Source organism: Nostoc sp. 2RC, assembly GCF_014222165.1.
In the GTDB taxonomy this organism is placed as follows: Bacteria; Cyanobacteriota; Cyanobacteriia; order Cyanobacteriales; family Nostocaceae; genus Nostoc; species Nostoc linckia.
In genome coordinates this window covers 1-12615 of record NZ_JACKZU010000238.1, presented here as the reverse complement: position 1 = coordinate 12615, position 12615 = coordinate 1, and the positions used below count along the sequence as shown (strand labels likewise).

Here is a 12615-nt window from a genome sequence, read left to right as displayed (position 1 = left end):
CCCCATCTCCCCCTCTTCTTTGCTGGCTCACACGGTTTGGGAAACCCGTGAAGTTCAAGTAATTCATGATGTAATAGAAGATGAGCGGATTCAGGGTGACACCCCAGAACTGCAACAACGTCGAGAAGCTTTTGCTGCCGCAGAAATTTGTTCTAGTTTAGTTGTACCACTAATTTGTCAACAGGAATTGATGGCAGTGCTAGCACTGCACCAGTGTTCCCTGCCCCGCTCCTGGGGAGACGATGAAGTGCAACTAGTATTGATGGTAGCGGATCAAGCAGCCTTAGCTTTATCTCAAGCTTATGCTTACGAACAAGTACGTGCCCTAGCTAAGCGAGAGAGTTTGATTAATACAATTACTAGTGCGATTCGCTCTAGCCTAGATCCTGAAGATATTTTTGCAGCTATTACTCAGCAATTGGGACAAGCTTTACAAGTTGATGGCTGTGTTCTATCTCTGTGGACAGAGGAAGACGAGTTTGTTCAGTCTGTGGGATTGTATGACAGCTTTCAACATAGGGAAAATTTCGGTTCGCCAGTTAGAGACAAAAATATAAGTAACAATAATTACCTATTAACTGAATTACCTAATTCTCAAACTTCCATAAAAGAGAATCCAATTTTACAAGAGATCCTCCAGACACACGAACCAGTAGTAATTATTGATGTCAATCATTCTCCCAGAGAAATACAGAGTTTTGATTTGTCTTTGAAAATGCCAGCGCGATCGCTAATGGTGGTGCCATTATTAGCTGATGGCAAATGCATCGGTAGTATTACTTTATGTGAAAGTAATAAAACACGTAATTGGTTATTATCTGACATCGATTTAGCTAAAGCAGTAGCAGCTCAGGCTGCGATCGCTGTACAGCAATCACGCTTATATGAAAAAACTCGCCAACAAGCAGAACGCTTATTTGAATTAGACAAACAAAAAACAGAATTTTTTCAAAATATTTCCCATGAATTTCGCACTCCCATTACCTTGATTCAGGGGCCTTTAGAGTCAGCAGTGGGGGCTGGTGAGGGATTATCTTATTCCCAAAGTACTATTGCTTTGCGTAACTCCCGTCGTTTGCTGCGACTGGTTAATCAACTGCTGGATTTACAACGCCTGGATGCAGGAAGAATGCAGCCTAGTTTTCGCCCCTGCGATTTAGTGGAATTTGTCAGCCAAATTGTTGAATCTTTTCGCCCCTACTGCGAGAAAAAAGGGCTGCAACTGACTACACAGTTAAATGAATGTCCTACGGTGTACTTGGATATGGAAAAATTTGATAAGGTTGTTTACAACTTGCTATCAAATGCCATGAAGTTTACTCCCGAAGGTGGGACAATCAGCGTCAGGCTAAAATTCGCAGGCGATCGCTGCATCTTAGAAGTACAAGACACTGGAATTGGCATTGTTAAAGAACAAATTCCCCATTTATTTGAGCGCTTCCGGCAAGCTGAAGGTTCAGCAAACCGTTCCTATGAAGGTAGTGGTTTGGGTTTAGCGTTAGTTAAAGAATTAGTAGAATTACATAGCGGTCAAGTTAGTGTAGATTCAGTTTATGGTGAAGGTACTACCTTTAAATTATCGCTAGTTACTGGTACTGCTCACTTACCCACAGAGCAAGTCCTAGAAACCCCTGTTGAACTAAACACAAGTCGGGCTAGTGTAGAACTGGCTGATTTAGAACTGCTAGATCAAACAGCAGATAATTTTGAACATATTACAAAAAACTTATTGCCCACTTCTGAAACTCAAGAATTACCACTGGGCACAGGGCACTGTATTCTAGTTGTGGATGACAACCCGGATTTACGAAGTTATGTATCTGATATCCTGCGTCGCAATGGCTATCAAGTACAAACATCTCGTAACGGTTATGAAGGGTATCGCCTAGCTAAAGAAATTATACCTAGCCTGATTCTTACTGACTTAATGATGCCCTTGGTTAGCGGACTTGAAATGATTCAGATGATCCGCAGCGAGGAAAAGTTGAAAGGAATACCAATCATTTTGCTCACAGCCAAAGTTGACGAAGAAACTCGCATCGAAGGCACAGAACATGGTGCTGATGCTTATTTAGCAAAACCATTCAATGACAGGGAGCTTTTAGCAGAGGTTCGCAACCTCTTAGCATTGAAAGAAAATGAAAGACGAATCTCGGAATTAAATACATATCTCACAGAATCCGTACTCAAGCGGTTTTTGCCGGCTGTGTTGGTGCAAAAAGCTGCCGCTGGAGATTTGGCATTAGATTTGCGTCCAGAACCACGTTTAATTACAGTTTTGTTTAGTGATATTGTGGGTTTCACGCAGCTAGCAAATACCCTTAGATCGCGGCGAGTAGCAGAGTTGCTCAATGAATATTTAGAAGCTATGACCAAGGTTGTATTTGCTAATGGCGGCACTGTAGATAAATTTATGGGAGACGCTATCTTAGCTTTGTATGGAGCGCCGGAAGAACTAACTCCCAACGAACAAGTACGTCGTGCTATCAATACAGCCAGAGGAATGCACCGCTCTTTGGATCAATTAAACCAGCGGTGGCGAGAACAAGGTGTATTTGATGGTGACAGACAAACTGGCGTGCAGTTTCGTTGTGGTATTCACCAAGGTACAGCAGTTGTGGGAATGTTTGGCAGTGCTGAACGTGCTGATTATACTGCCATTGGGCCGAGTGTGAATATTGCTGCTAGGTTACAATCTGCTGCTATTCCCGGTACGATATTGGTTTCTGCTGCTGTGGCAGATTATTTGCAAGAAGAAGAAATTACTAAAGGAAGTCCCTTAGAACTGAAAGGAGTTGATGAAACAGTTCTAACTTTCGCCGTTACATCAGAGGTAATGATTAATCGCTAAAATTTAGACTGGATTCTAAATTAGGGAGTGAAAACTGATAACTGGTTAAAGCATACAAATTAGTAAAAGTGCTTAATCAGAAGCAGTTTCAAAGATAATATGGAACCATCGGTTGCAGACAAAACTCCAATTCCAGCCAAAGTCTGGAGGCGACACACCGATCCACCAGGTTTGTGGATTTCTGTCACCGTCGCTTCAGTGTCTCTCCACTTGCTGGTGTTCTGGTTGTTGATGCGCTCATCAAATATATTTATTCTCTGGTTTCCTCAGGAAAGTCAATCGACAATACCCATTGAATTGATAGACGTTGCTCCTCCAAAAAAATCAACAAGCAAATCCCAATCAACAGCTAAAATAGTTTCACCAAAGAAATTATCTTCAACTCAAAAGTCTATAGCAGCAAGAACTACGCCAAAAAATCAAAATTCTACTGCAATTAAGTCTGCCGATAATCTCCAATCACAGAGAAAAACCGATATTTCTCCAACTAATAATCAACCCTCTTTGCAAAAAAAAGTTCCCAAGCCGATACCTACACCCACAGCGACACCTACACCTACAATTCCAGTGGGTAATCTTCCTTGGAACCGCCGTCAAGATTTAAAATTAGGACAGGGAACGCCGCTACCATCGGGTCTTCCATCAACTCCTACCCCACAAACTACACCAACTCCTACCCCACAAACTACACCAACTCCACCAAGGGGAACTACACCAACTCCTACCCCACAAACTACACCAACTCCACCAAGGGGAACTACACCAACTCCCACAGGGCAAATTCCGCCAACTCCCACAGGACAAATTCCGCCAACTCCACCAAGTGGAAGTGCGCCAACTCCCACAGGGCAAACTTCACCAACTCCCACAGGACAAACTACACCAACCCCACCAAGGGAAACTACACCAACTCCCACAGGGCAAACTTCACCAACTTCTACTCAGGGAGCATCAGTAGCGATCGTAGCTCCTTTACTTAGAGATGAAGTGAGTAACTTGATAAAATCAGGAAAATTTATACAGGATGGTTTGCCAGATGCGATCGCTGTATATAAAGGTAGTAATACAAAACAATTTGACCCCAGTTTTCTCCCCCAAAATTCTGGACTTCAGCCAGCACAACTTTTAGCTAGCTTAGTAATCGATCGCAATGGCAACTTTCAACAAGCCATAGTGCTAGAAATACAACCAGCAACACTGGGAAGCGAAAAAAGTACATATGAGCAAATCCTAAACCAAATTTTCCGAACAGAGAACTTTCTTCCAGCCCAGAATCAAGATGGTACAAAACCAGATTTCAGCAATCTGTATGTCCGAATCAAAATTCAGTCTGCCAATTCCAATTAATTAAATATTTGAGTTTTTTTTATAAGTGTGTTATAATTCAGAAGTTGGAAACTTGCGGGCGTAGTTTAGTGGTAAAACTATAGCCTTCCAAGCTATTAATGCGGGTTCGATTCCCGCCGCCCGCTTTGAGAATAAGTAAAAGCTTTTGTTAGATAGTATTTGCTTCTATATACAGCTTCATTTGTCTGGACGCAAAGCATAAAAAAACAAATTTGTCATTAATGGGACAAATCTAATAATCTCATTTATATTTACTCCAGCAGACAAGATGACTGAAGCAACTGCATCTCGCCCTAATAGTTATATCCAGGAAACTGCACCAACGATTCATTACTTGGTGGCAATGCCTGAACCAGAAACTCATCTGTTTGAGGTGACTTTACGCCTTGTAAATTATCCCTGGCCGATTCTTGATTTAAAACTGCCAGTATGGACACCAGGGTCATACTTGGTTCGGGAATACGCCAAAAACTTACAGGATTTTGTGGCTTTTGCGGACGACAAGCCTTTGCCTTGGCAGAAAAACAGTAAAAACCATTGGCAGGTAGATAAAATAGGTGTTTCAGAATTAACTGTGCGTTACCGCATTTTTGCCAATGAGCTATCGGTACGGACAAATCACTTAGATGCTACCCACGGTTATTTCAACGGTGCAGCAATATTTTTTAGAATACCTGGCTGGGAAAAACAACCGATTCGTGTCACCATCGTACCACCGTACCCAGAATGGCGGGTCACTACTGCTTTACCTGCCATTAACAACGAAACGAATACTTTTTTGGCTAGCGATTTTGATACTCTCGTGGATAGCCCATTTGAAATTGGTCGCCACGAATTATATCAATTTGAGGTTTTGGGGAAACCCCATGAATTGGCAATTTGGGGACAAGGGAATTATCAAATTCAGCAGATGATTGCTGATATCCAAAAAATTATTCAGGTAGAAGCACAGATGTTCGGCGGTTTGCCCTATGAACGATATGTGTTTTTATTACATTTATTTAGTCAAGCTTTTGGGGGTTTGGAACATAAAAATTCTTGTTCTTTAATTTATCAGCGTTTTGGGTTTCGCGTTCCAGAAAAATACGATCGCTTTCTGCAATTAGTAGCACACGAGTTCTTTCACTTGTGGAATGTCAAGCGAATTCGCCCAAAAGCATTAGAGGTTTTTGACTATGACCAGGAAAATTACACTCCATGCTTGTGGTTTTGTGAAGGAACTACTAGTTACTACGATTTGTTAATTCCTTTACGGGCAGGAATTTATGATGCTAAGTCCTATCTGAATCATTTAAGTAAAGAAATTACCAGATATGAGACTACACCGGGGCGGAAAGTACAGCCTCTTGCTGAGTCGAGTTTTGATGCTTGGATTAAACTGTATCGGCCAGATGCCAATAGCGGTAATTCCCAAATTTCCTATTATTTAAAAGGAGAAATGATATCGCTATTGCTGGATTTATTGATTCGCTCAACTCACAGCAATCAGCGTTCCCTCGATGACGTAATGCTGAAAATGTGGCAGCAATTTGGAGAAGCGGAAATTGGCTATACCCAAGAACAGTTGCAAGAAGTTATAGAATCTGTGGCAGGAATTGATTTAGCTGACTTTTTCGAGCGCTATATTCATACCACTGAAGATTTGCCATTTAATCAGTATTTAGAACCCTTTGGTTTACAGTTAGTAGCAGAACAGCAGGAAGAACCATACTTTGGTGTCAGAATCAATACTGAAAATGGACGGGAGATTATTAAGTTTGTAGAAGCAGGTTCACCCGCACAAATAGGGGGAATTGATGCGGGTGATGAGTTACTGGCAATTAATGGAATTAAGGTAACAGCCAATAGTTTAAGCGATCGCCTCAAAGATTACCAAGCAAACGATCGCATTGAGGTCGCAGTTTTTCACCAAGACGAACTGCGTACTTATTCCATTAAACTAGGTTCACCAAATCCTACCAGGTATCAAGTGAAACCTGTTGATTCTCCCAATTCTACACAGCAGCAAAACTTTGCCGCATGGCTTGGGGTAGCGATCGCAATTGTTTAGGGCATTGGGCATTGGGCATGGGGCATTGGGCATGGGGTATGGGGCAAAGGGTAAACGAAAGATCCCTCCTTTTCCCTTTAACCTTTCCCCTTTTCCCTTAGCAAAGCCAATCCCCAGTACTAAGACGTTTTCACCGCCCCAGAGTAGATCAAACCCCGTTGTAAATCCAGGGTTATAATTGCGCCGTCCCGAATTGCTTGCGTCGCCTGCTTGACGCCGACAATCACTGGCACACCAAGACGTAAACCGATGACTGCTGCGTGACTTGTTAGACTTTCATCTTCCGTAATAATCCCAGCAGCTTTGCGAATTGCCTCTACAAAATGGGCATTAGTGCGGGAAGCAACCAGAATATCTCCGGGATTAAAGTTACTAACATCCATGCCAGTATTAGCCACCCGTGCGCGACCGCTCACCGAACCCTGGCCTAATCCAATTCCATGACCTAGTATTGCTGTTACTACCTCAACTTTAATCAAATCTGTGGAACCAGAAACTCCCTGGAGTGTGCCGGCAGTCATGACTACCAAATCTCCTTCAGATAGTAATTTGAGTTCCTGAGCCACGTTGATTGCAGCTTGGAATGTTTGACCTGTGGAAGGCAATCCCAGTACTAGCAATGGTTTTACTCCCCACACCATTTGTAGTTGTCGCGCCACGTTCACATGGGGTGTGACCGCTAAAACTGGTGTATGGGGACGAAATTTTGAGACATTGCGAGCTGTTGCTCCCGTTTGGGTTAGAGTCATGATTGCTGCTGCTCCCAGTTGTTCGGCAATTTGACTCACAGCTTGGCTAATAGCGTTGGGAATAGAGCGTCTGGTATCTCTAAGTTGACGTACTGCTGAGTGCGCTTCCTCTTGCTCGATGCGCTCGGCGATGCGTGCCATTGTAGCCACTGCTTCCACTGGGTAATTACCTACAGCAGTTTCATTGGAAAGCATCACCGCATCCGTGCCATCTAAAATCGCATTGGCTACATCTGACACTTCGGCACGAGTAGGACGAGGATTGCTCACCATGCTGTCTAACATCTGAGTGGCAGTGATGATGGGAATTCCTAAGCGATTTGCTGTTGCAATCAGCCGCTTTTGCAGGACGGGGACATCTTCTGCTGGTAGTTCTACGCCCAAATCGCCTCTGGCCACCATTACACCATCACACAAAGCCAAAACCGCTTCCATTTGTTCAATGGCTTCGTGTTTTTCAATTTTGGCAATCACTGGCACTTGTTTACCTGTACTGGAAATTAGCTCTTTAATTTCCATTAAATCCTGGGGATTACGGACAAAGGAAAGTGCTACCCAATCTACACCTTGATCTAGACCAAACATCAGATCCTCTCGGTCTTTGTCGGTCATTGCCTTAATTGATAGGTAAACTCCTGGAAAGTTAACGCCTTTGTTGTTAGAAAGTTTTCCAGCCACGGTAACGCGACAGTGCAAATCACCTTTATCGCGATTAATTTCCTCTACGAGCATTTCTACTCGTCCATCATCAAGGAGGATTTTTGCACCAACCGGAACTTCTTGGGCTAAATAATCATAGGTAACACAGCTAATTTCCTGCGTACCGATAACCGGGCGATTTGTTAAGGTGAAGCGATCGCCTTTTGCTACAACTATAGATCCATTGTCAAACTTTCCCAAGCGAATTTTTGGGCCCTGTAAATCTTGGAGAATAGCTACTGGTTGATTAAGTTCAAAAGCAGTTTGTCTAATTAAGCGAATATTACGCTGATGATCTGCATGAGTCCCGTGGGAGAAGTTTAGCCGCAGTGTCGTTGCTCCCGCTTCAATAATCGCCTTCAGCATTTCAGGACTGCTTGTGGCGGGACCAATAGTAGCGACAATTTTTTTCCGGCGGGGAGAATCTCTTAATTGCATAGGGGCTGAATTTAGGGAGCTATCTGGGAAGTCATCGTAACTTTAAATGGCATCTCCTTTCTGGTCACTGCTATAAGATTTAAGCAGTTAGAGTAGGGTTATAGAAGAAATGGGCATGGGCTAAACAGGTTATGGGGTAAGGGAAAGGGGTATGGTTCGACAAGCTCACCAACCGGGGAAAAGGGGAAAGATTAAATTTATTCCTTTTCCCTTTAACCTTTAACCTTTTCCCCGCCTCACCTGCTCCCTCATCTCCCTTGACACCCTACTCATGAGCAAAGACTAAGCCTCGTCTGGAATCATAACTTTATTCATCTGCCGATAGGCTAAGCTCTGGATAAATCTTGGTATATAAAAATTTATAAATCTTTACTATTCCCTAATCTTTATCGTATATTCGTAATGTTTGATCGAAAAGTAAGGATTCAATGTCAATAATGCTTGCGTCGGAGGCACAAAAGCCATTAACAATCCCGCCAAAAGAATTTTTAGCACCTCCTGGTGATTTCAATCCAACACAACTGCTGTTTTCGGCTGCTGTAGGAATGTTGGTGTTATCTAACTTTGGTTACTGGCTTTGGGAATGGCCGCACTGGCTATGTTTTAGTGTTAATACTATTGCCTTGCACTGTGCAGGGACAGTAATTCACGATGCCTGTCATCAATCTGCCCATCGCAATCGAATAATTAATGCAATATTAGGACATGGTAGTGCATTGATGTTGGCTTTTGCTTTTCCAGTATTTACACGAGTACATTTGCAGCATCATGGCCATGTGAATCACCCCAAAGATGACCCAGATCATTATGTCTCTACAGGCGGCCCTTTGTGGTTAATTGCATTTCGGTTTTTGTATCATGAAGTATTTTTCTTTCAACGCCGATTGTGGCGGAAATATGAGCTATTAGAATGGTTCATTAGTCGTTTAATTGTCGCTTCAATCATATATATTTCAGTTCAGTACCATTTTTTAGGTTACATTCTTAATTTTTGGTTAGTTCCAGCTTTTGTAGTCGGGATAACACTAGGATTATTTTTTGATTATTTGCCTCATCGTCCTTTTTTAGAGCGCGATCGCTGGAAAAATGCCCGTGTTTACCCTAATTCAATTCTTAATATCTTGATATTAGGACAAAACTATCACTTAATTCATCATTTGTGGCCTTCTATTCCTTGGTATAATTACCAGCCTACTTATTACTTGATGAAGCCTCTTTTAGATGAAAAAGGTTGTTATCAGACTTCTGGTTTGTTACAAAAAAAAGACTTTTTTGAATTTCTTTATGACATTTTTTTAGGAATTAGATTTAATCATCATAAGGAATAGTGTTGTTAGATAAAGCGATCGCTACGTGACAAAAGTACATCATGAGCAACACAAGGCTTCAAAATCAACTGAGTGCTGAGTGCGATCGCTGCACAATTCCATATTTTTCAATGTGTTCCTTCAATGGCAAATCACAACAAAAAGTTAGTAATATTTTCCCATCAATAACACCACGTTCAGCAGCCCAATTACCAATGTAATAGTTTATTCAATTTTCTTTTTTACATAAAATTTGTCTAAATAATTTATACTTTTGACTTGACTGCTGGCTGTGACGTTTGTAAGGACTGTGGCAAACTCCAGTCTGGACGCAAGCTAGCGGCATTGCGTAAATAAATATGATGAATTGAGGCGGAAACTGGCAGGTTGGCGTGAATTAAGAAGCGGATACAGCGCTGTAAACTGCCTTCGACATGCATTTGTTGGACATCTAACATTGCCACATTATCCCAACCCGGACGCGATCTGGCGATGGCAGCCGGGAAAATAGCATCTAAATCCCGTGTCACTGAAAAAGTGACACTAATAATGTCACTAGTTTGGAATTGATTCCGATTTTCTAGTTCATCAAGTAATTCTGTAACCACTTCTCGCATTGCTTCAACAGTATTTTCGGCAACTGTTGTTGCCCCGCGAATAGCCCGCATTTGCCACTCCACGCCAAAATCCTCCTTAAAACAGAAAAGTTAGGAGTCAGGAGTTAGGAGTTAGGAGTTAGGAGTTAAAACTCTCAACTTCTGACTCTTAACTCCTAACTGATGTTAGGGTCGATACAACCACAAGGGTAAACCACTAGTAGACATTTCAAATTCCAGCCAATCAATTCCAGATCGAATTCCGGATGAAACCTGGCGACTCCCTGGTAGAACCCGACTCAATAACGGTTTACGTTCTTCTAGGGTATAGCAAAGAGTTTTTTCTGGATCGAGTCCCACTAGTTCTGCTGTCCAACGACGAGCATCTTCTTCTGTACCCAGGCGGTCTACAATACCTAATTCTAGGGCTTGCTGCCCAGTAAAAATCCGTCCATCGGCGAAACTTCTGACGGTTTCTACTGCCAAAGAACGGGCATCAGCTACTGTTTGGACAAACTGCTGATAACTTGTGTCAATCAATTCTTGAAGAATGTTTGCTTCTGGTGGAGTTAGTTCTCGGTCAAAAGCCAAAATATCTTTGTAAGGGCCGGACTTAATTACCTTAAAAGAAACGCCGATTTTTTCTAATAAGCGTTCCAAATTATTCCCACGCAGAATCACACCAATACTACCTGTAATAGTACCTGGGTTAGCCATGATGTGTTCGGCTCCCATACCGATGTAGACTCCTCCAGAAGCCGAAATATTGCCAAAGCTGGCAACGATTTTAATTTTTTCCCGCAAACGCTTGAGGGCACTGTAGATTTCTTGAGAATCTCCCACTGTACCGCCAGGGCTATCGATACGCAGTAATAAAGCCGGAAACTTTTTTTCTTCTACAGTTTTGAGGGCTTCTAAGACGCGTTTGCGAGTAGCACCGGCGATCGCACCAGTAATTTCAATGCGCGCAATTTGTTTCTTAAACTTGGGCTTAAACGGCCAAACCATGAGTTATCAACATACCTCGTAATAAATTTAATATAAGATGCCCAGCGCTCAAACGACTTTCTTTGTTCTGTGAAAAAACATCAGCAGGGATAATTTCCTGAAAATTTTAATAAATTTTTTGTATTTTCAGAGACCTTGATATGGCATTTTCGCTGGATGCTGATGGAGTTGTTGTAGATTGTGGCTAATATAAAATACCAAATTCTAGTTTAGCGTCCTCTGGGATCGTTAATAAAGGCTATGTTCCCTATTCTTCCAAATGGAAAATAGCAGAATATTTGGTGTCATCCTAGTTCAGCAAATAAATGATACAAATCATTTCTACTGTTGCGTCTTTACTGAATAGTCCTGAAACTTGAGTAAATGTATCAACATTAAAGTGAAATAGTGTTACACAAATCATACTTGATTGAGTGAAAAACTCGCCCTTATATTAAAAAGGTTGATTCCTTACTTCCTACCCAAGCAAATAATTTTATCAATCGAGTCAGATTATTATTATGGTCACACATTTAGGCTAGTTATGAGATAGGACTTACGCAACTGGCATATTATTTTAAGTTTGTAGTAAGGACTTTAGTCCTCTCATAAGGACTGAAGTCCTTACTACAAGCAAAAAAAAATGATTTTTTGTGACACTTGCGTAAGTCCTGTTAGAAATGAATAACTAATACTTTAAGAAGTATTTAATGAGTAATTTTAACTAATAAAAAACTTATTGAGCAAAACTAATGACTATCTATAGAACTCCTATTTGATTCGGTCAAAATAACTCCGTACACCTATATTCTCTGAAACCATTTTCCCTGTTGGCTATTCGCTATTACCTGACTACGCATCATTTGAGATATCAAACCGGATTCCTGTAGAGTGCCCTAGCAAGACTTTGGCTTTGGTCAACATAACTTTTTTAGTTTTGTCAATTCATGAGTATCTCAATCAAAGCTATTTTCACTACTTAAGAATCGATTCGTAAAATTTGACCCCGATAACAAACGTAAATGTCAAACAGGGTGCCAACAAAACCACAGGTTAAACTGATGACAAATAATCCGCGTAGAGGAGTACCACTACCGAAAGTGGCGAGAAAATGGACAATTCCAGTTGCGATGGCCTCAGTTAAATCTTGTAAGCCAGGAAACTGACCGATTACGAACAACAACAGCAATCCTGTGCCAACCAGAAAAATCGGAGCGACAAAACTAAAAACGAGCGTTAATACCAAGGAGCGGAGAAAGTTAGTGAAAATAGTCATTGAACACAAACTCCGTGAATGAAGATGACAATAGCTAGATAGAGGTTTGTCATTTTCTACAATACGTGCGATCGCTTGCAAGCAGGCAATCTGTCAAAAATCTTAAGTTTTCATTAAAAGAAACTGCCACAAGTTACGCCACATTCCAGAGATGTTAAAAACCACTTGAATTTACAAAACACTTGTCTAGCAAAGCTTACAGCCGAAGTTAGCACCTATTAATTTCTCACAAACGCGTTTAATACCAGCTTTATTTTCTGAGAACATCTTTAAACTAAGTTAATCTTCTGGGTTTTAAATTGGGCAGTGGGGAGA

Annotated in this window: 9 protein-coding genes and 1 tRNA gene; 6 read left to right on the top strand and 4 right to left on the bottom strand. The window is 41.5% G+C overall.

What is annotated here, in order from left to right:
* The 4 genes from GNE10_RS23205 to GNE10_RS23190 all read left to right on the top strand — a co-directional run.
* Window positions 1-2851, top strand: a 2851-nt coding sequence (locus tag GNE10_RS23205) for a GAF domain-containing protein (RefSeq protein WP_185567185.1), incomplete at its 5' end; no start/stop codon positions are given.
* 99 nt (window positions 2852-2950) lie between these two features.
* Complete coding sequence (locus GNE10_RS23200) at window positions 2951-4198, top strand: hypothetical protein (RefSeq protein ID WP_185567184.1); 1248 nt, start codon at window positions 2951-2953, stop codon at window positions 4196-4198.
* A gap of 54 nt (window positions 4199-4252) precedes the next feature.
* Window positions 4253-4323: transfer RNA gene (locus tag GNE10_RS23195), tRNA-Gly, on the top strand.
* Window positions 4324-4466: 143 nt separating this feature from the next.
* Window positions 4467-6248 carry a M61 family metallopeptidase gene (locus tag GNE10_RS23190; protein ID WP_185567183.1) on the top strand — a complete coding sequence of 594 codons (1782 nt, stop codon included), beginning with the start codon at window positions 4467-4469 and terminating at the stop codon, window positions 6246-6248.
* 119 nt (window positions 6249-6367) lie between these two features.
* On the opposite strand, the gene pyk is transcribed toward GNE10_RS23190, so the two are convergent.
* Window positions 6368-8134 (bottom strand): pyruvate kinase, encoded by a 1767-nt coding sequence (pyk, locus tag GNE10_RS23185; protein ID WP_185567182.1) that lies wholly within the window; start codon window positions 8132-8134, stop codon window positions 6368-6370.
* Window positions 8135-8571: 437 nt separating this feature from the next.
* On the opposite strand from pyk, the gene crtR reads away from it, so the two are divergent.
* Together crtR and GNE10_RS23175 are read left to right on the top strand one after the other, a co-directional pair.
* Window positions 8572-9462, top strand: coding sequence for a beta-carotene hydroxylase (crtR, locus tag GNE10_RS23180; protein WP_099067356.1), 891 nt, complete (start codon window positions 8572-8574; stop codon window positions 9460-9462).
* A 41-nt stretch (window positions 9463-9503) separates the two neighbouring features.
* On the top strand, window positions 9504-9662 hold the full coding sequence (locus GNE10_RS23175) for a hypothetical protein (protein ID WP_185567181.1): 159 nt from the start codon (window positions 9504-9506) through the stop codon (window positions 9660-9662).
* A 45-nt stretch (window positions 9663-9707) separates the two neighbouring features.
* Here the strand turns inward: GNE10_RS23175 and aroH are convergent, their stop codons facing one another.
* The 3 genes from aroH to GNE10_RS23160 all read right to left on the bottom strand — a co-directional run bounded on the left by aroH (window position 9708) and on the right by GNE10_RS23160 (window position 12300).
* Window positions 9708-10121 (bottom strand): chorismate mutase, encoded by a 414-nt coding sequence (gene aroH, locus GNE10_RS23170; RefSeq protein WP_185567180.1) that lies wholly within the window; start codon window positions 10119-10121, stop codon window positions 9708-9710.
* A gap of 102 nt (window positions 10122-10223) precedes the next feature.
* A complete protein-coding gene (gene sppA / locus GNE10_RS23165; RefSeq protein ID WP_185567179.1) occupies window positions 10224-11045 on the bottom strand; it encodes a signal peptide peptidase SppA in 822 nt (273 codons plus the stop codon).
* Window positions 11046-12003: 958 nt separating this feature from the next.
* Entirely contained in the window at window positions 12004-12300 is a 297-nt protein-coding gene (locus GNE10_RS23160) for a hypothetical protein (protein WP_185567178.1), read from the bottom strand.
* Window positions 12301-12615 lie beyond the last annotated feature (315 nt).

Bases quoted from the DNA above. Each gene is read 5' to 3' on its own strand.
- GNE10_RS23160 (WP_185567178.1), bottom strand. From the start codon at position 12,300: ATGACTATTTTCACTAACTTTCTCCGCTCCTTGGTATTAACGCTCGTT.
- GNE10_RS23175 (WP_185567181.1), top strand. From the start codon at position 9,504: ATGAGCAACACAAGGCTTCAAAATCAACTGAGTGCTGAGTGCGATCGC.
- pyk (WP_185567182.1), bottom strand. From the start codon at position 8,134: ATGCAATTAAGAGATTCTCCCCGCCGGAAAAAAATTGTCGCTACTATT.
- sppA (WP_185567179.1), bottom strand. From the start codon at position 11,045: ATGGTTTGGCCGTTTAAGCCCAAGTTTAAGAAACAAATTGCGCGCATT.
- GNE10_RS23200 (WP_185567184.1), top strand. From the start codon at position 2,951: ATGGAACCATCGGTTGCAGACAAAACTCCAATTCCAGCCAAAGTCTGG.
- crtR (WP_099067356.1), top strand. From the start codon at position 8,572: ATGCTTGCGTCGGAGGCACAAAAGCCATTAACAATCCCGCCAAAAGAA.
- GNE10_RS23190 (WP_185567183.1), top strand. From the start codon at position 4,467: ATGACTGAAGCAACTGCATCTCGCCCTAATAGTTATATCCAGGAAACT.